This is a genomic window from Peribacillus acanthi (assembly GCF_003073175.1).
GTDB classification, from domain to species: Bacteria; Bacillota; Bacilli; order Bacillales; family DSM-1321; genus Bacillus_BN; species Bacillus_BN acanthi.
On the sequence record NZ_QBBX01000031.1, the window covers coordinates 1 to 25,963 of the forward strand.

At 39.4% G+C, this 25,963-nt stretch carries 26 protein-coding genes, 1 rRNA gene, 1 pseudogene and 1 riboswitch; of the genes and pseudogenes, 24 read left to right on the forward strand and 4 right to left on the reverse strand.

Features of this window, described 5'->3' with window-relative positions:
- From rrf to DBX25_RS19595, 5 genes are all read left to right on the forward strand, one after another.
- A 5S ribosomal RNA gene (rrf, locus tag DBX25_RS19575) occupies nucleotides 1-78 on the forward strand; the annotation flags it as partial.
- 281 nt (nucleotides 79-359) lie between these two features.
- Nucleotides 360-488, forward strand: a complete 129-nt coding sequence (locus DBX25_RS21690; RefSeq protein ID WP_276309651.1) for a hypothetical protein — start codon at nucleotides 360-362, stop codon at nucleotides 486-488.
- A gap of 106 nt (nucleotides 489-594) precedes the next feature.
- The gene (locus DBX25_RS19585) at nucleotides 595-1,572 is read left to right on the forward strand and encodes an ABC transporter ATP-binding protein (RefSeq protein ID WP_108672437.1); all 978 of its coding nucleotides are present in this window, start codon (nucleotides 595-597) and stop codon (nucleotides 1,570-1,572) included.
- Nucleotides 1,569-2,372, forward strand: a complete 804-nt coding sequence (locus DBX25_RS19590) for an ABC transporter permease (protein WP_108672438.1) — start codon at nucleotides 1,569-1,571, stop codon at nucleotides 2,370-2,372. Before DBX25_RS19585 ends, DBX25_RS19590 begins: the two co-directional genes overlap by 4 nt.
- 6 nt (nucleotides 2,373-2,378) lie before the next feature.
- On the forward strand, nucleotides 2,379-3,161 hold the full coding sequence (locus DBX25_RS19595; RefSeq protein ID WP_205685268.1) for an ABC transporter permease: 783 nt from the start codon (nucleotides 2,379-2,381) through the stop codon (nucleotides 3,159-3,161).
- A 66-nt stretch (nucleotides 3,162-3,227) separates the two neighbouring features.
- Here the strand turns inward: DBX25_RS19595 and DBX25_RS19600 are convergent, their stop codons facing one another.
- On the reverse strand, nucleotides 3,228-3,671 hold the full coding sequence (locus DBX25_RS19600; protein ID WP_108672439.1) for an SRPBCC family protein: 444 nt from the start codon (nucleotides 3,669-3,671) through the stop codon (nucleotides 3,228-3,230).
- Nucleotides 3,672-3,686: 15 nt separating this feature from the next.
- The gene (locus DBX25_RS19605) at nucleotides 3,687-4,382 is read right to left on the reverse strand and encodes a Type 1 glutamine amidotransferase-like domain-containing protein (RefSeq protein WP_108672440.1); all 696 of its coding nucleotides are present in this window, start codon (nucleotides 4,380-4,382) and stop codon (nucleotides 3,687-3,689) included.
- 187 nt (nucleotides 4,383-4,569) lie between these two features.
- Between DBX25_RS19605 and DBX25_RS19610 the strand changes: the two genes are divergently transcribed.
- From DBX25_RS19610 to purD, 16 genes and pseudogenes are all read left to right on the forward strand, one after another.
- Nucleotides 4,570-5,322, forward strand: coding sequence for a DeoR/GlpR family DNA-binding transcription regulator (locus DBX25_RS19610; RefSeq protein ID WP_108672441.1), 753 nt, complete (start codon nucleotides 4,570-4,572; stop codon nucleotides 5,320-5,322).
- The gene (pfkB, locus tag DBX25_RS19615) at nucleotides 5,319-6,230 is read left to right on the forward strand and encodes a 1-phosphofructokinase (protein ID WP_108672442.1); all 912 of its coding nucleotides are present in this window, start codon (nucleotides 5,319-5,321) and stop codon (nucleotides 6,228-6,230) included. Before DBX25_RS19610 ends, pfkB begins: the two co-directional genes overlap by 4 nt.
- Before the next feature lie 15 nt (nucleotides 6,231-6,245).
- Nucleotides 6,246-8,104 (forward strand): annotated as a pseudogene (locus DBX25_RS19620) (PTS fructose transporter subunit IIABC).
- A gap of 285 nt (nucleotides 8,105-8,389) precedes the next feature.
- Entirely contained in the window at nucleotides 8,390-8,590 is a 201-nt protein-coding gene (locus DBX25_RS19625) for an NETI motif-containing protein (RefSeq protein WP_108672443.1), read from the forward strand.
- A gap of 77 nt (nucleotides 8,591-8,667) precedes the next feature.
- Nucleotides 8,668-8,769, forward strand: a riboswitch (purine riboswitch).
- 151 nt (nucleotides 8,770-8,920) lie between these two features.
- Nucleotides 8,921-9,409 (forward strand): 5-(carboxyamino)imidazole ribonucleotide mutase, encoded by a 489-nt coding sequence (gene purE, locus DBX25_RS19630; RefSeq protein ID WP_108672444.1) that lies wholly within the window; start codon nucleotides 8,921-8,923, stop codon nucleotides 9,407-9,409.
- Nucleotides 9,393-10,520: a 5-(carboxyamino)imidazole ribonucleotide synthase gene (gene purK / locus DBX25_RS19635; RefSeq protein WP_240620435.1), complete on the forward strand. Its 1,128-nt coding sequence runs from the start codon at nucleotides 9,393-9,395 to the stop codon at nucleotides 10,518-10,520. Before purE ends, purK begins: the two co-directional genes overlap by 17 nt.
- 27 nt (nucleotides 10,521-10,547) lie before the next feature.
- Complete coding sequence (gene purB / locus DBX25_RS19640) at nucleotides 10,548-11,840, forward strand: adenylosuccinate lyase (RefSeq protein WP_108672446.1); 1,293 nt, start codon at nucleotides 10,548-10,550, stop codon at nucleotides 11,838-11,840.
- 100 nt (nucleotides 11,841-11,940) lie between these two features.
- The gene (gene purC, locus DBX25_RS19645) at nucleotides 11,941-12,660 is read left to right on the forward strand and encodes a phosphoribosylaminoimidazolesuccinocarboxamide synthase (protein WP_108672447.1); all 720 of its coding nucleotides are present in this window, start codon (nucleotides 11,941-11,943) and stop codon (nucleotides 12,658-12,660) included.
- Nucleotides 12,653-12,907 (forward strand): phosphoribosylformylglycinamidine synthase subunit PurS, encoded by a 255-nt coding sequence (purS, locus tag DBX25_RS19650; protein ID WP_108672448.1) that lies wholly within the window; start codon nucleotides 12,653-12,655, stop codon nucleotides 12,905-12,907. Before purC ends, purS begins: the two co-directional genes overlap by 8 nt.
- Nucleotides 12,904-13,590: a phosphoribosylformylglycinamidine synthase subunit PurQ gene (purQ, locus tag DBX25_RS19655; RefSeq protein WP_108672449.1), complete on the forward strand. Its 687-nt coding sequence runs from the start codon at nucleotides 12,904-12,906 to the stop codon at nucleotides 13,588-13,590. The genes purS and purQ overlap by 4 nt, the downstream gene beginning before the upstream one ends.
- Nucleotides 13,574-15,796: a phosphoribosylformylglycinamidine synthase subunit PurL gene (purL, locus tag DBX25_RS19660; RefSeq protein ID WP_108672450.1), complete on the forward strand. Its 2,223-nt coding sequence runs from the start codon at nucleotides 13,574-13,576 to the stop codon at nucleotides 15,794-15,796. The genes purQ and purL overlap by 17 nt, the downstream gene beginning before the upstream one ends.
- Nucleotides 15,781-17,193 (forward strand): amidophosphoribosyltransferase, encoded by a 1,413-nt coding sequence (gene purF / locus DBX25_RS19665; RefSeq protein WP_108672451.1) that lies wholly within the window; start codon nucleotides 15,781-15,783, stop codon nucleotides 17,191-17,193. The genes purL and purF overlap by 16 nt, the downstream gene beginning before the upstream one ends.
- A 160-nt stretch (nucleotides 17,194-17,353) precedes the next feature.
- Nucleotides 17,354-18,382 carry a phosphoribosylformylglycinamidine cyclo-ligase gene (gene purM, locus DBX25_RS19670; RefSeq protein ID WP_108672452.1) on the forward strand — a complete coding sequence of 343 codons (1,029 nt, stop codon included), beginning with the start codon at nucleotides 17,354-17,356 and terminating at the stop codon, nucleotides 18,380-18,382.
- A 37-nt stretch (nucleotides 18,383-18,419) separates the two neighbouring features.
- Entirely contained in the window at nucleotides 18,420-19,004 is a 585-nt protein-coding gene (gene purN / locus DBX25_RS19675; protein WP_108672453.1) for a phosphoribosylglycinamide formyltransferase, read from the forward strand.
- 11 nt (nucleotides 19,005-19,015) lie between these two features.
- Nucleotides 19,016-20,551, forward strand: a complete 1,536-nt coding sequence (gene purH / locus DBX25_RS19680) for a bifunctional phosphoribosylaminoimidazolecarboxamide formyltransferase/IMP cyclohydrolase (RefSeq protein ID WP_108672454.1) — start codon at nucleotides 19,016-19,018, stop codon at nucleotides 20,549-20,551.
- Nucleotides 20,552-20,646: 95 nt separating this feature from the next.
- Nucleotides 20,647-21,918, forward strand: coding sequence for a phosphoribosylamine--glycine ligase (gene purD / locus DBX25_RS19685; protein WP_108672455.1), 1,272 nt, complete (start codon nucleotides 20,647-20,649; stop codon nucleotides 21,916-21,918).
- Between the two features lie 18 nt (nucleotides 21,919-21,936).
- Here the strand turns inward: purD and DBX25_RS20440 are convergent, their stop codons facing one another.
- Nucleotides 21,937-22,050 carry an EYxxD motif small membrane protein gene (locus DBX25_RS20440; protein WP_115509734.1) on the reverse strand — a complete coding sequence of 38 codons (114 nt, stop codon included), beginning with the start codon at nucleotides 22,048-22,050 and terminating at the stop codon, nucleotides 21,937-21,939.
- Between the two features lie 76 nt (nucleotides 22,051-22,126).
- A complete protein-coding gene (locus DBX25_RS19690; RefSeq protein WP_108672456.1) occupies nucleotides 22,127-22,417 on the reverse strand; it encodes a YgaP family membrane protein in 291 nt (96 codons plus the stop codon).
- A 124-nt stretch (nucleotides 22,418-22,541) separates the two neighbouring features.
- Here DBX25_RS19690 and DBX25_RS19695 point away from each other — a divergent pair, with 124 nt between their 5' ends.
- The 3 genes from DBX25_RS19695 to DBX25_RS19705 all read left to right on the forward strand — a co-directional run bounded on the left by DBX25_RS19695 (nucleotide 22,542) and on the right by DBX25_RS19705 (nucleotide 25,747).
- Nucleotides 22,542-24,287 carry an adenine deaminase C-terminal domain-containing protein gene (locus DBX25_RS19695; protein WP_108672460.1) on the forward strand — a complete coding sequence of 582 codons (1,746 nt, stop codon included), beginning with the start codon at nucleotides 22,542-22,544 and terminating at the stop codon, nucleotides 24,285-24,287.
- Nucleotides 24,288-24,365: 78 nt separating this feature from the next.
- Nucleotides 24,366-25,427, forward strand: coding sequence for a DUF3048 domain-containing protein (locus DBX25_RS19700; protein ID WP_108672457.1), 1,062 nt, complete (start codon nucleotides 24,366-24,368; stop codon nucleotides 25,425-25,427).
- 23 nt (nucleotides 25,428-25,450) lie between these two features.
- Entirely contained in the window at nucleotides 25,451-25,747 is a 297-nt protein-coding gene (locus tag DBX25_RS19705) for a YerC/YecD family TrpR-related protein (protein WP_108672458.1), read from the forward strand.
- Nucleotides 25,748-25,963 lie beyond the last annotated feature (216 nt).

Below are 25,963 nucleotides of genomic sequence, written 5' to 3' on the forward strand. Positions count from 1 at the left end.
TCCGAACACGGAAGTTAAGCTCTTCAGCGCCGATGGTAGTTGGGGGTTTCCCCCTGTGAGAGTAGGACGTTGCCAGGCAAAAAGAAGAAGATCAGCTGATGAGGCTGGTCTTTTTTGTTTGTTTTAGAGAACCGGGAGGTTCCTTAACTATTAATTGAGTAAAGGGAGATAGGCTATAGTAAGCTCCGACGAGGGAGGTTCGAGGAGTCCGAGGAAGAGAAGGAGCGAAGCCCGGAGTGTGCTTTGCACATGAGGACTGAGTGACTGAAGCTGACGAAGGAATCCGAAGGGCATCGCTTGTCGGCATCCGAACACGGAAGTTAAGCTCGAGCGCCGATGGTAGTTGGGGGTTTCCCCCTGTGAGAGTAGGACGTTGCCAGGCAAAGAGAAGAAGATCAGCTGATGAAGCTGGTCTTTTTTGTTTGTCTTATATTCAAAAATACGAAAGATTAATGGACGAAGAGAGCGAAATACCTACTCCTTGCTGAATGACTTAATAATATATTTTTCACTAATATTCAGTTAACAATTGACTTGTATAATCTAGGATGTTAATATTTTCCTCTGTGACGGAAAATGTGAGGAGGGAAATGAGTGATAAGATTAAATGGAATTAGCAAGTCTTACAAGATCGCTAAACGTACTTCAGGATTAAGACAGGCTACTAAGGCTCTTTTTTATAGGGAACATACCATTATTCCAGCATTAACAGATATTTCTTTTTCGATAGAACCGGGTGAGATTGTCGGATATATAGGTCCAAATGGAGCTGGTAAATCGACTACTATAAAAGTGATGAGTGGAATTTTAGTACCTGATAGAGGAAGCTGTAGCATCATGGGATATACTCCATGGGAAGACAGAGTTCAGTATGTGAAAAATATCGGAGTGGTATTTGGTCAGCGATCTCAGCTTTGGTGGGACGTACCTGTTATCGATTCATTTGAACTTTTACGTGATATCTATAAAATACCTCAAAAAGAATATGAAAATAATCTCCATTTGCTAGTAGAAGCACTTGAACTACAAGAGATATTAAATTCGCCAGTTCGTCAATTAAGTTTAGGTCAACGGATGCGTTGTGAAATTGCTGCATCTCTCCTTCATAGCCCTCAGATATTATTTTTGGATGAACCGACAATTGGTCTTGATGCTGTTTCAAAAATAGCAGTTCGACAGTTTATAAAAAGAATCAATCAAGAAAGAGGAGTTACTATTATCCTTACAACTCATGATATGAGTGACATAGAAGCCTTGGCTGAAAGAGTAATCTTAATTGGAAAAGGAAGATTGCTTTATGATGGTAACTTAGAAGAATTACGAAGTCGATTTGGAACGATAAAAACAATAACGGTCGATTACCAAGAAAATAAAAATCCTTTTGAAATTCCGGGAACTCAGTTACTTTCATGGTCACCAGAAAGAGCTGTATTATGTGTCGATACAGAGAAAATCCTCACATCTGAAGTAATTACATATTTATCTAGAAGGCTAGATCTTATTGATGTAGCAATTGAAGCTCGTCCAATTGAGGATATAATTGTTCAGCTTTATAAGGAGTATCAAATATGAGTGTATATTACTCCGTTTTGAAATTGCGTTTGCTTAATGGTATGCAGTACCGGGCAGCTGCTTTGGCAGGTGTGACAACACAGTTTTTTTGGGGATTTATGTTTATTATGATTTTTCAAGCTTTCTATGAAAATGCTACAGTAAACCCACCAATTACCTTAAAAGAACTTATTATTTATCTTTGGTTACAGCAAGCCTTTTTAACTTTTATCATGTTATGGTTCCGTGATAATGAAATATTTAATCTTATAACGACCGGAAATATTGCGTATGAGTTATGCAGGCCGTGCGAAATTTATGGATTCTGGTATGCTAAGTTACTTGCCCAGCGTCTATCAAGTGCTTTACTTCGATGCTTCCCCATACTTATAGTTGCTTTCTTTTTACCTGAACCTTATCGAATGACTCTCCCATCTAGTTTGACTGCAAGCATTTTATTTTTTCTAACATTAATTTTAGGACTATTGCTTGTCGTAGCCATTTCAATGTTCATCTATATTTCAGTGTTTTTTACTATGTCTCCAGTAGGTTCGACTTTGATAATAGGTGTCCTTGGTGAATTTTTTGCTGGGTTGATTATTCCGGTTCCGTTGATGCCGGAATGGCTCAAAAGCATTGCCTATGTATTGCCATTTCGATATACGGCAGACTTTCCATTTAGGATTTATTCAGGACATATTCCGCAAAATGATGCTCTTATTGGAGTACTGATTCAGCTTACTTGGCTTGTAGCACTTATTTGGCTTGGGAAATTGGGGCTGAACAAAGCTTTACGTAGAGTCGTTGTTCAAGGAGGATGAGAGAGTTTGCATCTTTATTTTAGATATTTACTCATTTTATTAAAATCCCAAATGCAATACCGTACGTCCTTTTTTCTCCTATCGTTTGGTCAATTTTTCATTCCTTTTGCAGTATTTGCTGGTCTTTATTTTATGTTTGAGCGTTTTGGCCAGATAAAAGGATGGGAGTTCTTTGAAGTCGCTCTTTGTTTTGCAATTATTCATATTGCTTTTTCTGTCAGTGAGTGTTTTGCTAGGGGATTCGATTCTTTCTCCAGTCTGATTGTAAATGGAGAGTTTGACAGACTTTTAGTTAGACCAAGGAATACAGTCGTTCAAGTGTTAGGGTCAAAATTTGAGTTTACTAGGGTTGGTCGCTTACTTCAAAGTACTTCTGTATTAGTATGGGCACTTATGAATCTTTCGATAAATTGGGATGTCATTAAAGTTTTAACTCTTATTTTCATGACTATCAGTGGAGTATTAATTTTTGTAGGAATCTATATTCTTGCAGCCACCATGTGTTTTTGGACGGTCCAGGGGTTAGAAGTGGCTAATATTTTTACGGATGGTGGAAGGGAAATGGCGCAGTATCCACTTAACATTTATCAAAAATGGGTGACTAAATTTTTCACATATGTGATTCCTTTTGGTACTGTGAATTACTTGCCACTTAACTATATCCTTGGAAAAAGTGACGGAAATGATCTTCTTTATTTGTTAACTCCCGTAATAGGAAGCCTTTTTATACTTCCTTGTCTGATAGTATGGAAAATTGGAGTTAGACATTATCGCTCAACAGGGTCATAAAAAATAAGAGAGCAAGGAAACCAATAGGGTTGATAACCTTGCTCTCTTATTAAAAATAATACGTCTCTAGTTTGATTCTTCTTCTACAACCTTCTTTAAATTCTTCAAATGATCTCCATCTTCTTTCTTCAAGATTTTAATGAATAGGGGTTTGATCAATTTCATCATGATGCCAGATGCATTTACTTCACACTCAAAATCTACCTTTGTTCCTTCAGCAACTTCATTGAATCGATAGTGGTAAATCACTTCAATGCCTTGCGTGACACTCTTAACGGAGAAAGCTTTATTTGGTATGAGTTTAATAAATTCAATGATGGCTGCTGCTTCCCTTCCTCTGATGACCCTCGTTTCTTTAAATTTAGTACCTTCAGCAAGGGGACCTTCTGTTATTTTTTCCGTCTGTTTTACATTAGGCATGATTTTGTTTGAGTTTTCCATATTAATAGTAAAACTAAAAACTTCTTGAATGTTTTTTTTAATGGTTACTGAATCTGAAAAAGCCGCCATATTTTTCGCTCCTTATCATTGGATAGTCGTTAAGTTGTTTGAAAGGGTTGTTTTGATTTCACCATTTTTTATTAGAAGTACATCTCCTATTATTTCCAAATTGTTAGATTCTATAATAATACCATCTCCATCATTACAAGCTAAAATGGATGCCCCGGTTATCTTAGAATAGCGTAACACGTTTTCTATGAAAACAGGATCCCACCTGTTGAAGTGTGGGAGAAATTCAAAAGGGGCAATTGAAAGAGTATATAAGTCTGAAAGGTTTTGTAGAGTTTCTTCCATATTGCTTATGAATAACTGAAACAGCCCAGCATTATGGCCAAATTGTACAGCTCCTCCACTCACTCCTATTAATATTCCCCCATCAAGGACATATTTTTGTAAAGTTGGGAAGAAATGATGTTTTTCAAGATTGTTCCTAAGATAGATAGGATTGCCTCCTGATAAATGAATGGCATCACATGAAAGAAGTTCCTCGACTTGCGATGTGGAATTCTCTTCTTCTAAATCAAATAAATAAAAATCTTTTAAGCCATATTGTTGATAATAGGATTTCTGTTTGTTGAAGTAGGTTTTGTCTGGATCACCTGTTGCAGGAATATAACCTATTTTGGATGCTTGTCCTTTTGGCAAGGCAGCAATTAGTCTTTCATCAATGCGTCTATTCTCTTGGATGATTTGGTCGCTATAGAAAAAAAGTTTTGCCATGATTTCACCCACTATCGTTTATTCACATAATTTTACAACGTATTAGTGAAGAATGTGATTTTTGATTGGATTTGATTGAAAATGATGTTTTATTAGAAATAAATTGATTGTATGTGGATGAATTTGATTGATTTTGGGTGGTGTTCTAGTTATAATATGGATACGTCAATTGAGGGAGTGAAGAGGTTTGTTAACTGCAGAACGTCATCAAATTATTCTAGAGCTTTTAGCAGATTCAGGTGTTGTTGATTTGCAAAAACTTGTACATAATACGGGTTCTTCCGAATCAACCATTCGTAGGGATCTGGCTTACTTAGAACAAAGAGGATTATTGAAACGAATCCATGGAGGAGCGACTGTACCTTACTCAAAAATTGATGAACCTAACTTATTAGATAAAAGTTCAAAGAATAGTCAGGCTAAAAAAGATATAGGTAAATGGGCTGCTAGTCTAGTCCGTGATGGAGATTGTATTTATTTAGATGCTGGAAGTACGGTATCAGAAATGCTTCCTTATTTACTTCCGAAGAAAATTGTAATCGTTACCAATGGATTGATGCATATTGATACATTGGTTAATTCTGATATTCCTTCATATTTGTTAGGGGGAAGAATGAAATCGAATACAAATGCGATGGTTGGTGCTTCCGCGATTCAAAATATTAAGCAGTATCGTTTTGATAAGTGTTTTCTAGGGATGAATGGTATTGATATTAAAAATGGATTTACAACTCCAGACCCTGAAGAGGCACAAATTAAGCAGTTGGCCATCGAATTATCTGAGAAAGCTTATGTTTTAGCCGATCACAGCAAATTCAATGAAACATACTTTGCAAAAGTAGCGGATATAGAACAGGCTACCGTCATTACGATTGGATTAGATGCTCAGATCGCCAAATCCTATGGTCAAAAAACAGGCATAGAGGTTGTGACACCATGATATATACAGTTACATTAAATCCTTCAATCGATTATATCGTCGAAGTGGAAGAGTTTATTATAAATGCGGTGAACCGAATGGAAAAAGAAGCAAAGTATCCAGGCGGAAAAGGAATTAATGTATCAAGAGTATTAAACCGTATAGGTATACCTACGAAAGCGTTAGGTTTTGTTGGAGGATTTACAGGAAGCTTCATTACAGACGCCCTACACTCAGAGGGGGTTACTACCGATTTTGTCCGTGTAGATGGTGATTCTCGTATCAATATTAAGCTTAAAGCGGTACAGGAGACTGAGATTAATGGTAATGGACCCATAATTTCAGCACATTCACTTGAGCTTCTTCAGGAAAAGTTGGATGAGATGAGAGAAGGAGATTATCTTGTTCTAGCAGGTAGTTTGCCTTCTACTTTACCCCAAGAGCTTTATGCAGACTGGATACGGAAATACAGACAAAAAGGAGTTCACGTAGTGGTGGATGCTAGTGGCAAGGTTTTAGAAGAAGCTTTGAAGCATCGTCCATTTTTAGTGAAACCGAATCACCATGAGTTAGCCGACCTCTTCAATACCACGATTACTTCAGTTCAAGACGTTATTTCTTATGGACATAAAGTAGTGGAATTGGGTGCTGAAAATGTGATTGTTTCTATGGCTGGTGAAGGAGCACTTTTAATTACAAAGGATAATGTGTTTAAAGCGACTGTCCCAAAAGGGGAAGTTGTGAATTCAGTTGGAGCAGGAGATTCTCTTGTGGCTGGGCTTATCGGTACTTTTTCAGAAACGAATGATTTGATGAAAGGCTTCCAATTTGGGGTTGCTGCTGGAAGTGCTACAGCATTCAGTAGGGACTTATGTACAAAGGAAAAGATAGATTCTTTGCTCAATCAAGTAAAGATAACAGAAGTTTAATAGAGAGGGATAAAAATGAGAATAACAGATTTGCTTAAAAGAGATACAATCATTATGAATCTAAAAGCTTCTACTAAAGAAGCGGTCTTAGATGAAATGATCAAAAAATTAGAATCTGCAGGTCGCTTGGATTCAGCAGAACAGTTTAAAGAGGCAATTTTAAAAAGAGAATCGCAAAGTACAACAGGAATTGGGGAAGGTATTGCAATTCCGCATGCAAAAACAGCAGCAGTTAAGGTACCTGCACTTTGTTTTGGGAAGTCTGATGATGGAGTAGATTTTGAATCATTGGATGGCATGCCAGCGCATTTATTGTTCATGATTGCGGCAAGTGAAGGGGCAAACCAAACACATCTAGAGACATTATCTAAACTTTCATCCTTTTTAATGGATACTAATTTCCGGAAAAGACTTTTAGAGGCAAAAACAGCAGATGAGCTTCTAAGTATTATTGAAGCAAGAGAAATAGAAGAAGACGGTCCAGTTGTGGAAGAAGAGCTGTCTGCTTCAGAACAATACGTTTTAGCAGTAACTGCATGTCCAACAGGGATTGCCCATACGTATATGGCAGCGGATTCCCTGAAAACAAAGGCAGCAGAGCTTGGCATAGCTTTAAAAGTAGAAACGAATGGTTCAACAGGCGTAAAAAATGCTTTAACTTCTGAAGATATAGAGAAAGCAACTGCTATTATTGTTGCCGCGGATAAGCAGGTGGAAATGGAGCGTTTTGCTGGAAAGCATGTGTTACAGGTTCCTGTTGCAGAAGGGATACGCAAACCAGAAATTTTGTTAGAGAAAGCTCTTAAGCGGGAAGCGCCTGTTTATAAGGCATCCGGTAAAGGAAAAAATTCGGAAATTGAAAATGAATCAACAGGGAAAGGTTCTTACTTTTATAAACCTCTAATGAATGGAATCTCGAATATGCTTCCATTTGTTGTTGGTGGTGGCTTACTAATCGCATTATCTTTCCTATTTGGAGGAATCAATGCGGAGGGACCTCTAGCAGAGACGTTGAATAAAATTGGTGGAGCCAATGCATTTTTCTTAATGGTTCCTGTCCTAGCTGGATTCATTGCCATGGGGATCGGTGACCGACCAGCATTCGCACCTGGGATGGTAGGTGGATTATTAGCTGCCACAGGAGGTGCAGGTTTCCTTGGAGGTTTAATTGCAGGTTTCTTGGCAGGGTATGTAGTGGTAGGATTAAAAAAGCAATTTGAACGTCTTCCACAATCATTAGAAGGAATTAAGCCTGTTTTACTTTATCCTTTCTTTGGCATTCTTATTGTCGGTGTAGTTATGATTTTTGTCGTCAATACACCAGTGAAGTTTATGATGGATGGATTAACTGCCTGGTTAAATGGTTTTAGTGGTGCTAACATTGTCATTCTTGGTTTAATTCTTGGTGGAATGATGGCAGTCGATATGGGAGGGCCGATTAATAAAGCAGCCTTTACATTCGGAATCGCCATGATTGATGCTGGGAATTTTGGTCCACAAGCAGCCGTGATGGCAGGAGGAATGGTTCCGCCACTTGGATTAGCACTTGCCACAACCATTTTTAAATCGAAATTCACTAAAGCAGAGAGAGAAGCTGGAAAGACCAATTATATCATGGGGCTTCTTTTATCACAGAAGGTGCAATTCCGTTTGCAGCAGCAGATCCACTTCGTGTGATTGTGGCTTCAGTAGCTGGTTCTGCAATAGCTGGCGGTTTAGCTTTACTTTTTGGTTGTACCTTACAGGCTCCTCACGGTGGAATCTTCGTCCTATGGGCGGTTCAGAACCCAATCATGTATGGAGTGGCCATCATCATTGGAGCAGCTGTAACCGCAATAATCGTAGGATTTTGGAAAAAGTCTGCTCTAAATTAATTGTCTGTTAGTTGATAACTTTCATTACCACCTGTACAATGTTTCATTACAGGTGGTTTTTTATTTTTTGACTTAATCTTAAAAGATTGTTGTTTATGAATAAATTTTAGGCTGTGTTAATATCCATTGTTGATTCTTAACTGTTTGTTGATTTACGTTCCAGACGTTTGACTCAGGGGGATTAGCGTTACAGGCTCGGCGAACGCCTACGGGAAAGAAAGCGTTTGGAACGGAAATCAGCCAATTAACACTAGTTAATACATACATCTCTTACTGGAGGTTATTATGAAACAACCTACAAAGAAGACATTCGAGGTTGGGCAGGACGAGACGATCGATCAATGCTTAGACCGAATGAAAAAAGAAGGATACATGCCTGTCAAACGAATTGAAAAACCCATTTTCATGGAAGTGGAATCGGGAAATAAAACAGAATTTGAGCCAATTTTCAGAAAAATTATCTTCGAAGGCAGGAAAATTGAGTAAAATACGAACGTTATTAATGTTTTTGTTATATAATGTTCGAAAATTAATTGACTACTCACGATTTGATTGGTATTATACAACTATACAAAGCATTCTCTCATATAATCTTGGGGATAAGGCCCATAAGTTTCTACCCGTTTACCGTAAATAAATGGACTATGAGAGGAAGTATGAACGATTTGGTCTTGATAGAGGTCCGTTTCGTCTGATGACCTCTTTTACAAACCGGATGGTCTACTTTCTCTTAAAACTAGAAAAGTAGACTATCCGGTTTTTTTGATGGAAATATATTGAATTCTAATAGAATCCTATTTTCAGGAGGGAAAGAAAATGAGACCTCTAGTCGGTGTCATAATGGGAAGCATTTCAGATTGGGAAACAATGAAGCATGCATGTGAGGTGCTGGACCAATTGGAGATTCCGTTCGAAAAGAGAGTAGTTTCTGCCCATAGAACGCCAGATTTGATGTTTGAGTATGCAGATAGTGCTAGGGAACGTGGAATCAAGGTTATTATCGCAGGTGCTGGGGGAGCAGCTCATCTTCCAGGAATGGTAGCCTCAAAAACGACTCTTCCAGTCATAGGAGTTCCTGTACAAACAAAAGCCCTTCAAGGAATGGATTCTCTACTCTCGATTGTCCAAATGCCAGGAGGAGTTCCAGTGGCGACTGTAGCAATCGGAAGAGCAGGGGCAACGAATGCTGGATTATTAGCAGGTCAGATTTTGTCCATTCAAGATGACGTGATTGCAACAAGACTAGATGAATTGCGACAAGAAACGAAGGAAAAGGTGCTGGAGAGCAATGAACAGCTTAAATAAAGTCATATTACCAGGGCAGACGATAGGAATTGTTGGTGGTGGGCAATTAGGAAGAATGATGGCGCTTTCTGCTAAAGCTTCAGGCTTTAAGATTGCTGTTTTAGATCCAACACCGAACTGTCCATGCGGTCAAATAGCCGATATTGAAATAAACGCTGCATACCACGATCGAGAAGGTTTACGTCGACTAGCTGAAGTAAGCGATGTCATCACCTTTGAATTCGAGAACGTGGATGGCGAAGCATTGGAATGGTTACAAGAGAACAGCTTCGTTCCTCAAGGGTCAGAACTTTTAAAGATTACGCAAGATCGAATCAAGGAAAAGCAGGCGATTGAAAAAGCTGGAGCAATCGTCTCGCCTTATGCAGTGATCGAAGATGTAAGTGGAATTTATGATAATATAGATAAGCTTGGCTATCCTAGTGTACTAAAAACGGCAAGAGGTGGGTATGACGGGAAGGGCCAACTGGTCATTCGTGACTTTGAAGATATTGAAAAGGCGAAAGAATTACTAGTAAAAAATGTTTGTGTACTAGAAGCATGGGTGCCTTTTATCAAGGAGATATCAGTTATTGTCTCCCGAAATCCAGATGGCGAAACGGCAGTATTCCCGGTTGCTGAGAATATTCACAAGGATAATATTCTCCATCAAACCATCGTACCGGCGCGAATTTCGCTAAAAGCAGAAAAAAAGGCCCGGAAAATTGCGACACAGCTAGCAAATTCAATGAAACTGGTTGGGACGCTTGCAGTGGAAATGTTCTTAAAAGAGGATGACAGCATTATCATTAATGAACTTGCTCCAAGACCTCATAATTCAGGTCACTATACGATGGAAGCTTGCGAAACATCCCAATTTGAACAACACATAAGAGCCGTTTGCAATTGGAGGCTTGGAAACACAGACTTAATGAGACCTGTTGTCATGACTAACATTCTTGGCGAGCATTTGGATAGACTAATGAATAAAATTCCAACGTTACCAGATTGGAAAATCCATCTTTACGGGAAAGCCGAGGCTAAAGAAAAGCGTAAGATGGGCCACGTGAACTTGATGCGTGAAAGTGTAGAGATTGCACTGGATGAAACAAACGAGAGTGAAATTTGGTAACTACTTAAAGAACCGGAGGAACAAAACATGATTGAACGTTACACTCGACCAGAAATGGGTGCGATTTGGACAGAGGAAAATCGCTTTAACGCTTGGTTGGAGGTAGAAATCCTTGCATGTGAGGCTTGGGCAGAGCTAGGAGCTATTCCTAAGGAAGACGTAAAACTACTTCGTGAACATGCATCTTTCAATATTGATCGTATCAAAGAAATCGAAGAAGAAACACGTCATGATGTGGTAGCTTTTACACGCGCAGTCTCTGAAACTTTAGGAGAAGAGCGTAAATGGGTACATTATGGTCTTACTTCAACAGATGTAGTAGATACAGCCCTTTCTTATATGATTAAACAAGCTAATGAGATCCTTCAACAAGATATCGAAAACTTCGTAGAAATCTTAAAAGTGAAGGCTCAAGAGCATAAACATACAGTTATGATGGGTCGTACACATGGGGTACACGCAGAGCCGACTACTTTTGGATTGAAAATGGCGCTATGGTACGAAGAAATGAAGCGTAACCTAGAGCGTTTTAAAGAAGCTAGACGTACGGTTGAGTTTGGGAAAATTTCTGGAGCAGTTGGTACATACGCCAACATCGATCCGTTCGTTGAACAATATGTGTGTGAAAAGCTTGGTATTCAAGCAGCACCTATCTCTACTCAAACGTTGCAACGTGACCGCCATGCCCACTATATGAGTACAATCGCGCTTGTTGCGACTAGTATTGAGAAGTTTGCGGTCGAGATTCGTGGATTACAAAAAAGTGAGACACGCGAAGTGGAAGAGTTTTTCGCCAAAGGCCAAAAAGGATCTTCAGCAATGCCACATAAACGTAATCCGATTGGATCAGAGAATATGACAGGAATGGCTCGTGTTATTCGCGGATACATGATGACTGCTTATGAGAATGTAGCATTATGGCATGAAAGAGATATTTCTCACTCCTCCGCGGAGCGAATAATCTTACCAGATGCGACCATCGCACTGAACTATATGCTGAATCGCTTCGGAAATATCGTGAAAAACTTGACGGTATTCCCTGAAAACATGAAGCGCAACATGGATCGTACACTTGGATTAATCTACTCTCAACGAGTTCTACTAGCTTTAATTGATAAAGGTCTTGTACGTGAAGAAGCGTATGATACCGTTCAACCGAAAGCAATGGAAGCTTGGGAAATGCAAGTTCCTTTCCGTCAACTAATCGAAGAAGACGAGAAGATTACAAGCTTGCTATCAAAAGAAGAAATCGATGATTGTTTTGATTATAACTATCATCTAAAAGCAGTAGACGGGATCTTTGAACGTCTCGGGTTATAAAAAGTAAGATTCTTGTCCCTTATCGAGTAAGGGGCAAGAATCCCATTACCTCTTTATCATCTTTAAAATTCATACTATTCTGATTTTTGGAGGTTGCCTCATGGAAAAGCTTGGTTTGCTTTATGAAGGAAAAGCAAAAAGAATCTATGCTACGAATGAAGAAAACGTTGTGTGGGTGGAGTACAAGGATTCTGCAACAGCCTTTAATGGTGAGAAAAAGGCGAATATTAGTGGAAAAGGTGTTCTGAATAACGAGATTACCAGTTTACTATTTTCAAAGCTAGAGCAAGCAGGTATCCCTTCCCACTTTATTGAGAAAATTTCAGAGAAAGAGCAGCTGGTGAAGAAGGTAAGTATTATTCCTTTAGAAGTAGTAGTAAGGAATCTTGCAGCAGGTAGCCTTTCGAAACGGTTAGGAATGGTAGAAGGTACGAAGCTTAACAAGCCAATGGTTGAGTTTTATTATAAGGATGATAATTTAGGTGATCCACTTTTAACAAATGCACATATCGAGGAACTAGAGATCGTTACAGATGCAGAGCTGAAACAATTACAAGAAAAAGCTCTTGCTATCAATACAGTTTTAACTACATTTTTTGAAGAGTGTGGAGTAAGGCTTGTAGATTTTAAGTTGGAGTTTGGTAAAACAATGGACGGTGAAATTTTACTAGCGGATGAAATCTCGCCTGATACCTGTAGATTATGGGATATGGAAACGAATGAAAAGCTAGATAAAGACGTATTCCGTAGAGACTTAGGTAGCTTAACTGATGCATACGAACAAATTTTAACTAGACTTGGAGGAAAATTACATGTATAAAGTAAAGGTTTTTGTAACATTAAGAGAAAGCGTTTTAGATCCTCAAGGAACAGCAGTGAAAGGTTCTTTACACAGTCTATCATTCACGGATGTTCAAGATGTTCGTATCGGTAAATACATGGAGTTGACTTTAGCAGATTCAGTTAAAGATGTTGATGCAGCAGTAAAGGAAATGTGTGAGAAATTATTAGTAAACACTGTAATCGAAGACTATCGTTATGAGGTTGAGGAGGTCGTGGCTCAGTGAAATTTGCAGTCATTGTTTTCCCAGGCTCCAACTGTGATGTAGATATGTATCATGCCATCAAGGATGGTTTAGGTGAAGAAGTAGATTATGTTTGGCATACAGAAGGTAACCTCGATCAATATGATGGAATCCTTTTACCAGGTGGATTCTCATATGGTGACTACCTTCGTTCCGGAGCAATCGCTCGTTTCTCCAATGTTATGAAGGAAGTGGTAAAGGCAGCAGAAGCTGGGAAGCCGGTTCTTGGGGTATGTAACGGATTCCAAATCCTACTCGAAGCGGGATTACTTCCAGGAGCTATGAGAAGAAATCAAGGCTTAAAGTTCATGTGCCGCAATGTAGAACTACAGGTTGAAAACAACGAAACAATGTTTACAGCTGGCTATGAGCATGGAGAAGTCATCACAATTCCAATCGCACATGGTGAAGGAAATTACTATTGTGACGAACAGACTTTAGAAGAACTAAAAGCTAACAAGCAAATCGCTTTCACCTATCACGGTGAAAATCCAAATGGTAGTTTAGCAGATATTGCTGGTATTACGAATAAACAAGGAAATGTTTTAGGAATGATGCCGCATCCAGAGCGTGCTGTGGAAGAGTTGTTAGGAAGCAAGGATGGAATCAAATTATTTCAATCGATCGTGAAATATTGGAGGGAAGCACATGTCGTTAATGCTTGAGCCAAGTCCGGAAATGATTAAAACAGATAGAATTTATGCAGAAATGGGACTATCCGATGAAGAGTTCGCGATGGTAGAGAATATTTTAGGTCGTACTCCTAACTACACAGAAACAGGTTTGTTCTCTGTTATGTGGTCTGAACATTGCTCTTATAAAAATTCTAAGCCAGTCCTTCGCAAGTTCCCAGTAACTGGTGAAAAGGTTCTTCAAGGACCAGGGGAAGGTGCAGGAATTGTCGATATCGGTGACAATCAAGCGGTTGTGTTTAAAATTGAATCTCATAACCACCCATCAGCAATTGAACCTTATCAAGGAGCAGCAACAGGAGTAGGTGGAATCATCCGTGATGTATTCTCCATGGGTGCTCGCCCTATTGCTCTATTGAATTCCCTTCGTTTTGGTGAGCTTGACGATGAGCGTGTGAAATATTTATTTAAAGAAGTTGTAGCTGGAATTGCTGGATATGGAAACTGTATCGGAATTCCAACAGTTGGCGGAGAGGTACAATTCGATGCTCCTTACTCTGGTAATCCACTAGTTAATGCAATGTGTGTTGGTTTGATCAACCATGAAGACATTAAAAAGGGTCAAGCACATGGTGTCGGTAACACGGTCATGTACGTAGGTGCTAAAACAGGCCGCGATGGAATCCACGGTGCAACTTTTGCATCTGAAGAATTGACAGATGCTTCAGATGAAAAACGGCCTGCAGTTCAAGTTGGCGATCCTTTCATGGAAAAATTATTGTTGGAAGCTTGTTTAGAGTTAATCCAATCAGATGCTCTAGTTGGAATTCAGGACATGGGTGCTGCTGGTTTAACAAGCTCATCAGCGGAAATGGCAAGTAAAGCTGGTTCTGGGATTGAAATGAATTTAGATTTAGTGCCACAACGTGAAACAGGTATGACAGCATATGAAATGATGCTTTCTGAATCTCAGGAGCGCATGTTGATTGTTGTTAAAAAAGGACGCGAGCAAGAAATCGTAGACCTTTTCTCTAAATATGACTTAGAAGCTGTATCGATTGGTAGAGTAACAGATGATAAAAAGCTTCGATTACTTCATAAAGGTGAAGTGGTTGCAGATTTACCGGTAGATGCTTTGGCAGAGGACGCTCCAGTGTACAATAAGCCATCTGCTGAACCACAATATTACCGTGACTTCCAAGCGATGGAAAACTATGTTCCAGAGATTACAGACTATGAAGCTACTCTAAAAGGTCTGCTATCCCAACCAACGATTGCTAGTAAGGAATGGGTGTATGACCAATACGATTACATGGTACGTACTAATACAGTCGTTGCACCTGGATCTGACGCTGCAGTAGTTCGAATCAGAGAAACAAATAAAGCATTAGCGATGACAACTGATTGTAATTCACGCTACTTATACCTAGATCCTGAAACAGGTGGGAAAATTGCGGTAGCAGAAGCAGCTCGTAACGTCATTTGTTCCGGAGCAGAGCCATTGGCAATCACAGACTGCTTAAACTTCGGAAATCCTGAAAAACCAGAGATTTTCTGGCAAATACAAAAAGCAACGGACGGAATGAGCGATGCATGTCGTACGTTAGGAACACCTGTAATCGGTGGAAACGTATCTCTATACAATGAAACGAATGGTGTAGCGGTCTACCCAACACCTGTAGTTGGTATGGTCGGTCTAATCCATGATGTTGAACATATTACGACTCAAAGCTTTAAAGATGCAGGAGATATAATCTATGTTATTGGCGAAGCTGCCGATGAGTTTGGAGGCAGTGAGCTTCAAAAGATGACTGAAGGTACTATTTTTGGTAAAGCTCCACACCTTGATCTTGAAGTGGAAGCAAAGCGTCAGTCACAAATTTTACAAGCCATTCAAAACGGCCTAGTTGCATCAGCACATGATGTTGCTGAAGGTGGTTTATCCGTTGCTTTAGCAGAATCCTTGTTCAAAGGTAAAGGTCTTGGGGCAAACGTGGTCCTTAATGGGGAAGCAGTTTCAGTATTATTCAGTGAAACGCAATCAAGATTCTTACTATCTGTTAAACAAGAGAATAAACAAGCTTTTGAAGAAGCTGTTGAAGATGCAATTTTACTAGGTGAAGTAACCAACTTACCGATCCTTCATATTGAAAATGATAAAGGTGAAGTATTGATTGATTCTAGCGTGGAAGAATTAGAGACTGCTTGGAGAGGAGCAATCCCATGCTTGCTGAAATAAAAGGCCTAAACGAAGAATGTGGTGTATTTGGTGTTTGGGGTCACCCAGATGCAGCCCAAATTACGTATTACGGTCTTCATAGCCTTCAACATAGGGGCCAAGAAGGAGCAGGAATGGTCCTAACAAATGGAGAAGAGCTTCGTGGTGTCAAAGGCGAGGGTCTTGTGACGGAAGTTTTCACATCTGAAAAGATGAAGGGACTTTCAGGAAAGTCGGCCATTGGACACGTACGATATGCAACGGCAGGAGGAGGCGGATATGAAAACGTCCAGCCCCTTCTGTTCAACTTCCAAACAGGCAGTATGGCATTAGCTCATAACGGTAACTTAGTCAATGCGACTCAACTAAAAGCACAGCTTGAAGCTCAAGGAAGTATTTTCCAAACGACTTCCGATACAGAAGTACTTGCCCATTTAATCCGTCGTGGTGGATTTAGTGATTTGAAGGAACGAGTGAAAAATGCATTAAGCATGCTTAAAGGAGCTTATGCATTCCTGATTATGACGGAATCTGAAATGCTGGTGGCTTTAGATCCGAATGGTTTGCGTCCTCTATCGCTTGGTCAATTAGGAGATGGCTATGTGGTCGCGTCTGAAACATGTGCCCTTGATATTGTCGGAGCAAAATTTATTCGTGACGTAGAACCTGGAGAGCTACTCATCATTTCAGATGAAGGTGTGAAATCGGAACGCTTCGCACATTCAAATACGCGCTCTATGTGTACGATGGAATATGTTTATTTTTCCCGTCCTGATAGCAATGTAGATGGGATCAATGTTCATACAGCTCGTAAAAACTTAGGGAAACGTCTTGCGATGGAAAAGCTTATAGATGCTGATGTTGTGACCGGTGTTCCAGATTCAAGTATTTCAGTAGCCATCGGATATGCAGAAGCTTCTGGAATTCCTTATGAAATGGGATTGATCAAAAATCGTTATGTTGGCCGTACATTTATCCAACCTTCTCAATCTCTACGTGAACAAGGTGTGAAAATGAAGCTTTCGCCAGTCCGTGGAGTGGTTGAAGGGAAACGTGTAGTCATGGTTGATGATTCGATTGTTCGAGGTACGACAAGTAAGCGTATCGTCAATATGTTGAAGGAAGCTGGGGCGAAGGAAGTCCATGTAGTAATTAGCTCTCCTCCAATTAAAAACCCATGTTTTTATGGTATTGATACATCTACTAGTGAGGAATTAATAGCCTCTAAGTATTCTATAGAAGAAATAAGAGAATTGATTGGCGCGGACTCCCTAACATTCCTAAGTGTCGAGGGAATGATTGACGCAATCGGCCGTCCATTTGATGATGAAACTCGTGGCCAGTGCCTTGCATGCTTTACAGGTAAATATCCGACCGAAATCTATGAAAGTGCATTGCAGCCATTCCAGAAATGTTAATGTGGGTAACCCTAAGCCAACCGAACGTTGCCAGGATATATAGGGATAATCAGAAATGATTCTATATGGGACGTTTGATTGGGGGATGGGTCACCCCTTTTTAATGAAGAAAATTCGTACAGTAGTTACAATTTTTACGAAATCACAGGAGGAATTCTTGATGGCTAACGCATATAAACAAGCTGGGGTCGACATTGAAGCAGGGTATGAAGCTGTCTCCAGAATGAAAAAACATGTAAATAAAACGATGCGTCCTGGTGTACTTAGCGGTTTAGGCGGGTTCGGCGGAATGTTTGATTTATCTACTCTGGGATTAAAAGAGCCTGTTCTTGTTTCAGGAACAGATGGAGTAGGAACAAAGCTAATGCTTGCTTTTTTAATGGATCAGCATGAAACAATCGGAATCGATTGCGTGGCCATGTGTGTAAACGATATTGTCGTCCAAGGTGCGGAGCCATTGTACTTCTTGGATTATATTGCATGCGGAAAGGCACTTCCTGAAAGAATAGAAATGATCGTAAAAGGCGTAGCAGAAGGTTGTCAACAAGCTGGTGCTGCTTTAATTGGCGGAGAGACTGCCGAGATGCCAGGGATGTATGAGGAAGATGAATATGATTTAGCAGGATTTGCTGTAGGTGCTTGTGAGAAGTCTCAGCTTGTCACTGGAGAGAACATTAAAGCGGGAGATGTACTCATTGGTCTAGCTTCAAATGGAATCCACAGTAATGGTTATTCTCTTGTTCGTAAGGTTTTATTACAGCAATCAGGCATGAGTTTATACGAGCATGTAGACAGTCTTGGATGTGTGTTAGGTGAAGAATTGCTTAGACCTACTAGAATTTATGTGAAGCCTTTGTTGTCAGTTATGAAAGAATATACCGTAAAAGGAATGTCCCATATCACTGGTGGAGGCTTTATTGAAAACATTCCTCGTATGCTACCAGAGGGAATCGGTGCTGAAATCGTAGAGGGCTCTTGGAATATTAAACCGATTTTCAACTTGTTACAGGAAAAAGGAAGCTTAGAACCGATGGATATGTACAATATATTCAACATGGGAATTGGTATGGTTCTTGCTGTAAATAGCGAAGATGCCGAAGCAGTATTAAATCAACTTGAAGATTTAGGTGAAACGGCTTATATCATTGGTAAAACAGTTGAAGGTAGCGGCGTATCGTTTGTGAAATAATACTTGTATAAATAGAACTCCTTGGTGGAGGTACCCCATGATAAAGATTGCTATTTTTGCCTCCGGGAGCGGAAGCAATTTTCAAAGTATAGTAGAAGCAACTCGTAGAGGATCATTACATGCGGAGGTTGGTTTGCTTGTTTGCGATAAACGGAATGCCCTTGTTATTGAGAGGGCAGAACGCGAGGGTATTCCGGTTCTCGTTTTTGATCCAAAGGAATATGAGACAAAAAGTGCATATGAAGAAGTCATTCTTAAGACTTTAAACGAATGTAATGTTGAATTCATAGTACTTGCTGGTTATATGAGATTACTAGGGTCGGTCCTATTAAATGCATTCCAAGGTAGAATCGTGAACATCCATCCTTCCTTGCTACCTGCTTTTCCTGGAAAAGACGCAATCGGCCAAGCATTTCAAGCTGGAGTGAAAGTTACAGGAGTGACAGTTCATTATGTGGATGAAGGAATGGACACAGGACCTATCATTGCCCAAAGTGCTGTGCGAGTATTAAATGACGATGACCGTGATCGCCTTCAGGCTCGCATTCAAGAAACGGAACATACGCTTTATCCGACTGTATTACAAGATCTATTTGAAAGTTTAAAGATAACTAACTACTAGGGGGAACTATCATGGCAAAACGTGCGCTCATCAGCGTTTCAGATAAAACCGGTATTGTCGAATTCGCAAAAGGACTTAAAGAGGCTGGTTTTGACATTATATCCACAGGTGGTACGAAAAAAGCACTTCAGGAAGCTGGATTAGACGTGTTAGGAATCAGTGATGTAACAGGGTTTCCAGAGATTTTAGATGGCAGAGTTAAGACTTTGCACCCGAATGTACATGGTGCCCTTTTAGCACGACGAGATGATGCTGCTCACCAAGATCAATTGAACGAGCATCAAATTCAGCCAATCGATGTAGTTTGCGTAAACCTATATCCATTCCAAAAGACGATTGAAAAGACTGATGTGACAGTTGAGGATGCGATTGAGAATATCGATATCGGTGGTCCGACGATGCTTCGTTCTTCAGCTAAGAATCATGAATATATTACGGTTGTGGTTGATCCTACTGACTATGAGGTTGTCCTTTCAGAGTTAAAGGCTAATGGAGAGACGACAAAGGAAACTAGAAGAAGACTTGCAGCGAAGGTATTTCGCCATACTGCCTCCTATGACTCAGTTATCTCCCAGTACATGACAGAGCTTTCTGGAGAAGAAAACCCAGAAAGTATGACAGTAACGTATGAGTTGAAACAATCGCTTCGTTACGGAGAAAATCCTCATCAAAAAGCAGCATTCTACAAGAAGCCGCTTGGTTCTCTTTTCTCTGTTGCACAAGCAGAGCAATTACATGGAAAAGAGCTTTCCTATAATAATATCAACGATGCAGATGCAGCTCTTCAAATCGTGAAGGAATTTGACCAACCAGCTGCAGTAGCTGTCAAGCATATGAATCCTTGTGGAGTAGGAACTGGAGAAACAATTGGTGATGCTTTTCAAAAAGCTTATGAAGCAGATCCAACATCCATTTTTGGTGGAATTGTAGCATTAAATCGTGAAGTGGATGGGAAAACTGCTGAGAAACTTCATGAAATTTTCCTTGAAATTGTAATTGCTCCATCATACTCAGAAGAAGCGCTTCAAATTTTAACTGGAAAGAAAAATATTCGTTTATTAACAGTTTCGTTTGACAGTGTTCAAAAGGTTGAGAAAAAGCTGACTAGCATTGAGGGTGGTCTGTTAGTTCAAGATATGGACGCTTTTTCTTTAGAAGAGGCTAATGTTACAGTTCCGACAAAACGTCAGCCTACAGAACAGGAATGGGCTGCAATGAAGCTAGGATGGAAAGTGGTTAAACATGTGAAGTCCAATGCTATTGTTGTAAGTGATGAGCATATGACATTAGGTGTAGGTGCTGGCCAAATGAACCGAGTTGGAGCAGCACGCATTGCGCTTGAACAAGCTGGGGAAAAAGCGGCTGGAGCTGCAATGGCGTCTGATGCATTCTTCCCGATGGATGATACAGTCGAAGCGGCTGCTAAAGCGGGCATTACTGCCATTATTCAACCAGGTGGATCAGTTCGCGATGAAGACTCTATCAAAAAAGCTGATGAATACGGCATAACTATGGTCTTCACAGGCGTTCGCCATTTCAAGCACTAATTAATAGTAACTCTCCTTATTTTCAAAAAATGCACGGAAAAACCTAACTAATAAGGAATGGGGTTAGACCTCATTCCTATATATGAGGTGATTGGATGAATGTATTAGTGATTGGCCGAGGTGGCCGTGAGCATGCGATCGCTCGCAAGTTTAAGGAAAGCGCACAAGTAGAGAAAGTGTTTGTGGCTCCGGGTAATCCTGGAATGGAGGATGTGGCTGAACTTGTAAACATTGAGGAAATTCAGCACGAGGAATTAATAGCATTTGCTAAAGAGAATGAAATCAAGCTGACCTTTGTAGGTCCAGAAGTACCTTTATTGAATGGATTGGTCGATGATTTTGAGGCGGCTGGCCTTCAAGCATTTGGACCAAAGCAGAATGCCGCAATTATCGAAGGCAGCAAAGGTTTTGCGAAGGACTTAATGAACAATTACAACATCCCAACAGCTGAATACGGTAAATTTCAATCATATGAAGAGGCTAAAGCTTATATTGAAAAGATGGGAGCACCCATTGTCATCAAAGCAGACGGATTAGCAGCAGGTAAAGGTGTTGTTGTTGCGATGACAATGGAAGAAGCTTTGGAAGCTATTCATGACATGATGGTTCATGAAAAGTTCGGAAATGCGTCCGCTCAGGTAGTCATCGAAGAATTTCTTGATGGAGAAGAATTTTCTTTAATGGCATTTGTCAATGGTGAAAAAGTATATCCGATGGTTATTGCACAAGACCATAAGAGAGCTTTTGATGGAGACTTAGGTCCAAATACAGGTGGTATGGGGGCGTATTCACCAGTTCCTCAAATCTCCCAACAAATAGTCGATACAGCCATTGAATCCATCTTAATTCCAACTGCAAAAGCAATGGTAATGGAGAATCGTCATTTTACAGGAGTCCTTTATGCTGGTCTAATCGCCACTAAAAACGGTCCTAAAGTGATTGAATTCAATGCTCGTTTTGGCGATCCAGAAACTGAAGTGGTTTTACCGAGACTTAAAACAGATTTAGTCACAGTGATCCAGTCGGTCCTTAAGGGTGAAGAGCTTAACATAGAGTGGCATGAGGAAGCTGCATTATGTGTAGTCCTTGCATCAAATGGCTATCCAGAGGAATACGAAAAAGGGGCTGTCATAACCGAGCTTGAACATGCTTCATCAAATGCTCATGTATATCATGCGGGAACAGCTAAGAATAGTCATGGACAATGGATAACAAACGGTGGCCGTGTGTTGGTTGTAACTGCCATGGCTAAAGATCTAATTGAAGCGCAAAAAATGGCATACTCTTCAGTACACCACATTCAATGTGAAAATTTATTTTATCGAAAAGACATTGGATACAGAGCTTTACAATCTGTTAAGAATTAAGTTTCTTTAAATCATCTATTAACGGATGCTTTTTCTTCGAGATTTTTTCACAAACACAAAACCTAAGGCAATCAGTGATCCTATCAGAGCGATTAACACAAAGGAAATATCTGAAACATATTCAAAGAACATTAAATCTACGCCTCCTTAGTATGATATGAAATAGGACTGAGATGTTAAGATACTCAGTCCTATTTCTATGTCCCATTCATGATGGGTTTATAACGGAATCGGCCATTGTTAATTCCTCTTCGATTGAATTCATTTGCATGGCTAAATTTTTATCAGATACTTGATTACTGTTTTCGTAAAGTTGTGTTAATGGACAATATCGAAGGATTCCTTCCCCAATTTTCATAGCGCCCATCATAGCTACAAGAATATAGGACTCCTTATATGGTCTTTTTACCATTTTGGCGGTTGCCCAAGATAAGAGGGTAAATCCAACAGTAATCCGTACTAATGCATTGACAATCCCAATATTGGATTTTACGTTCATGTGGAATCGACTCCTTCACAAAGTAAAAATTTTAAAACTTTACTGTGCTAAATTGAAAAATATGCTAGTATTAAAAAACAAAGTATCTGGAAAATTCCACTATAAGACAAAGGGAGGTATGTTCATGCTCGAACAGCGCTATAGATGGAAAAACAAACATTTGCGTGAGCATGTCGCCGTGTTGGATGGTGAAAAGGCTCCGCATGTTTACTTAAAAAATGCTACTTATTTAAACCAAGTCGTGAGAAAATGGTTAAAAGCAAACATTTGGATTTATGACGATCGTATTGTATATGTTGGTGATAAAGAACCTTTGTTACTCGATGGTTGTGAAATGGTGGATTGCACTGACTTTTATTTAGTTCCAGGATATATTGAGCCACATGCTCATCCATTTCAATTATATAATCCCCATACCTTTTCGGAGTATGCATCTCAATATGGAACCACAACTCTCATCAATGACAACATGATGATTTTTTTACAATTAGAAAAAAAGAAAGCGTTTTCTTTATTGAAAGAGTTAAGAAATTTACCGTCGACCATGTATTGGTGGTGTCGTTTTGATGCTCAAACCGAGCTCTTAGATGAAGAAACCCTTTTCTCACATGGTAATGTAAAAGCCTGGCTTGAGCATGATGCCATATTGCAAGGGGGAGAATTGACAGGTTGGCCTCGTTTGTTAGATGGAGATGATATGTTACTTCATTGGATTCAGGAAGCTAAAAGAATGCGTAAACAAATTGAGGGCCATTTCCCAGGTGCTTCAGAAAAAACACTGGCTAAAATGATGTTATTCGGTGCTGATTGTGACCATGAAGCGATGACTGGTCAGGAGGTTTACACTCGTCTATTACAAGGATATACCGTGTCTTTACGACATTCTTCCATTAGACCTGATTTGCCAAAACTTGTGCAGGAATTAAAAGGCCTTGGAGTCGATTATTTTGAAAAATTATTCTTAAACACCGATGGGTCACCACCTTCCTTTTATGAAAATGGAATGACTGATCAATTAATTAAGATTTGTATAGATGAAGGCATTTCACCTATCGATGCCTATAATATGGCTTCCATTAATATAGCTCGCTACTACAATATTGAATACTTACATGGAAACATTGCGACAGGCCGTGTAGCTAACATCAATTTCTTAACGGAAATTGAAAATCCAACTCCAGTATCTGTTATGGCTAAAGGTAAATGGGTGAAAAAGAACGGACAGGCTATGGAAGAAACTCTTAATACTTTTAATTGGTCGGACCATGGTTTTGGAAAGTTGGAAATCGATTGGGACTTGGACATGGATGACCTTCAATTTTCCATGCCATTTGGAATAGAGATGGTTAATGATGTCATAACTAAACCTTATTCAGTTCTTAGGGATGTTTCAGATGATGAATTATCTTTTGAACATAATGAGTGCTTCTTCATGTTGATTGACCGCAATGGAAAATGGCAAATCAATACGGTACTAAAAGGATTTGCAAATCGTCTTTGTGGGTTTGCTAGTACTTATTCCAATACAGGTGATATCGTTTTAATTGGCAAACGGAAAGAAGATATGATTTTGGCCTTCAATCGGTTAAAGGAACTTGGTGGAGGAATTGTCACAGCGGAAAATGGAGAAGTGATTCATGAGCTTCCTTTGACGTTACAAGGTCTCATGTCATCGGAACCAATGGAAGTTTTGATTAAGCAAGAAAATGAATTAAAGCAATTATTAAAAGATAGAGGATATAAATTCAGTGATCCCATCTATACTTTATTATTCTTTTCTTCTACTCACCTTCCATATATCCGGATAACTCCAAGAGGAATGTACGATGTTATGAATAAGACAGTACTCTTTCCGTCAATAATGCGTTAAAATATAAAAGTATAACTGTGCATATACAACATATATAGAGAAAAAAACCAGCTAGAAAATTAGCTAGGGGGGACAAAAATGAGACTGAGAGTTTTGACAGTCAGCCTTTTGACAGTTTCCTTATTGGCTGCTGGCTGTAATAAGAAAGAAGAAGTTTCTCCTAAGAAAGAACCTACTCAAAAAGCTCAGCCAGTTCAAGCCGAGGAGCTACAAGAAGAATCAGATGTAATGAAATATATTTTTCCGTTAACAGGGATCGGTACAAATGAAGTCTCGAATCAAAGAGCTGTTACTGTAATGGTTAATAATCATCCTAAAGCTCGACCGCAATCAGGAATCTCAAAAGCTGATATTGTATATGAAATGTTAGCAGAAGGAGAAGTTACTCGTTTCCTTGCTGTGTTTCAAAGTGAAAAGCCTGATAGGATTGGTCCAGTACGAAGTGCAAGAGATTATTATATTGAACTTGCAAAGGGACTTAACGGAGTTTATATCTGTCATGGATACAGCCCAGAAGCAAAAGCCATGCTGGATAGCGGGTTTATTGAGAATTTAAATGGAATAGTATATGATGGTACTCTGTTTAAACGGGATAAATCCCGAAAAGCGCCACATAACTCTTATATTACGTTCGAAAATATAGAAAAAGGCGCTGAAAAGAACGGTTTTAATATGGAGCAAGCCCCTGGTACATTTCCATTTTTGACTGAAGACGAAATGGCAGTTCTGAATGGAGAAAAAGGTGAAGCAGTAAGTATTTCATATGGTTCACAAACCTTTAATGTACGTTATGAATTCAATGAAGCGACATCTACGTACCATCGTTTCTCAAAAGGTGAACAGACCATCGACAAAGAAACGGGAGACCCTATTCAATTGAAAAATGTCTTCATTATTGAAGCTCCACATAAAATTGTCGATAAATATGGTCGACGTGACATCAACCTAGAATCAGGAGGCAATGGATACTTGCTTCAAGAGGGAAAATGGAATGCGGTCCAATGGGAAAATAAGAACGGTTTAATCATACCTGTTAAGGATGGAAAAGATGTTGGGTTTATTCCCGGCAAGACATGGGTGAACATCATCCCGCAAAGTCCTGGTTTAGCTGGCTCGGTTTCTTTCAGTGAAGGAATATAAAAATTATATTAAGGGGTTCATATATGCAAATTGAAAAACTAAGAGGAAAAGAACTGGATCAATTATTTAAAGCAATCTTGACTTTAAAAGATCTAGAGGAATGTTATCGTTTCTTTGACGATTTATGTACGGTGAATGAGATACAATCATTAGCTCAGCGTCTTGAGGTTGCTAGAATGCTACAAGAAGGCAAAACCTATCATAAAATCGAGACTGAGACAGGTGCAAGTACAGCAACGATTTCACGTGTAAAACGATGCTTGAATTATGGCAATGATGCCTATACTATGGCTCTTGATCGAATTAAAGAAGAAGAATAATCCCATACCCGGCTTAGACCGGGTTTTTTTGCGTCATTGTGGGTGTTTGGTAAAATGTATTGTTGATTTGGTAATAAAATTGAGATTTCGGTAAAAAAATGCTTCTATTCGGTAAAATAAGTAGTCTGTTCGGGATTAAGTCCATATAATTGTGTAAAAAGAAAAGAGTCATTTTACTCCTTCTTGGCTACAATGTTTTCAACGACGATAAACAAT

Bases quoted from the DNA above. Each gene is read 5' to 3' on its own strand.
- DBX25_RS19590 (WP_108672438.1), top strand. From the start codon at position 1,569: ATGAGTGTATATTACTCCGTTTTGAAATTGCGTTTGCTTAATGGTATG.
- DBX25_RS19600 (WP_108672439.1), bottom strand. From the start codon at position 3,671: ATGGCGGCTTTTTCAGATTCAGTAACCATTAAAAAAAACATTCAAGAA.
- DBX25_RS19605 (WP_108672440.1), bottom strand. From the start codon at position 4,382: ATGGCAAAACTTTTTTTCTATAGCGACCAAATCATCCAAGAGAATAGA.
- pfkB (WP_108672442.1), top strand. From the start codon at position 5,319: ATGATATATACAGTTACATTAAATCCTTCAATCGATTATATCGTCGAA.
- DBX25_RS19625 (WP_108672443.1), top strand. From the start codon at position 8,390: ATGAAACAACCTACAAAGAAGACATTCGAGGTTGGGCAGGACGAGACG.
- purE (WP_108672444.1), top strand. From the start codon at position 8,921: ATGAGACCTCTAGTCGGTGTCATAATGGGAAGCATTTCAGATTGGGAA.
- purK (WP_240620435.1), top strand. From the start codon at position 9,393: ATGAACAGCTTAAATAAAGTCATATTACCAGGGCAGACGATAGGAATT.
- purB (WP_108672446.1), top strand. From the start codon at position 10,548: ATGATTGAACGTTACACTCGACCAGAAATGGGTGCGATTTGGACAGAG.
- purC (WP_108672447.1), top strand. From the start codon at position 11,941: ATGGAAAAGCTTGGTTTGCTTTATGAAGGAAAAGCAAAAAGAATCTAT.
- purS (WP_108672448.1), top strand. From the start codon at position 12,653: ATGTATAAAGTAAAGGTTTTTGTAACATTAAGAGAAAGCGTTTTAGAT.
- purL (WP_108672450.1), top strand. From the start codon at position 13,574: ATGTCGTTAATGCTTGAGCCAAGTCCGGAAATGATTAAAACAGATAGA.
- purF (WP_108672451.1), top strand. From the start codon at position 15,781: ATGCTTGCTGAAATAAAAGGCCTAAACGAAGAATGTGGTGTATTTGGT.
- purM (WP_108672452.1), top strand. From the start codon at position 17,354: ATGGCTAACGCATATAAACAAGCTGGGGTCGACATTGAAGCAGGGTAT.
- purN (WP_108672453.1), top strand. From the start codon at position 18,420: ATGATAAAGATTGCTATTTTTGCCTCCGGGAGCGGAAGCAATTTTCAA.
- purH (WP_108672454.1), top strand. From the start codon at position 19,016: ATGGCAAAACGTGCGCTCATCAGCGTTTCAGATAAAACCGGTATTGTC.
- purD (WP_108672455.1), top strand. From the start codon at position 20,647: ATGAATGTATTAGTGATTGGCCGAGGTGGCCGTGAGCATGCGATCGCT.
- DBX25_RS20440 (WP_115509734.1), bottom strand. From the start codon at position 22,050: ATGTTCTTTGAATATGTTTCAGATATTTCCTTTGTGTTAATCGCTCTG.
- DBX25_RS19690 (WP_108672456.1), bottom strand. From the start codon at position 22,417: ATGAACGTAAAATCCAATATTGGGATTGTCAATGCATTAGTACGGATT.
- DBX25_RS19695 (WP_108672460.1), top strand. From the start codon at position 22,542: ATGCTCGAACAGCGCTATAGATGGAAAAACAAACATTTGCGTGAGCAT.
- DBX25_RS19700 (WP_108672457.1), top strand. From the start codon at position 24,366: ATGAGACTGAGAGTTTTGACAGTCAGCCTTTTGACAGTTTCCTTATTG.
- DBX25_RS19705 (WP_108672458.1), top strand. From the start codon at position 25,451: ATGCAAATTGAAAAACTAAGAGGAAAAGAACTGGATCAATTATTTAAA.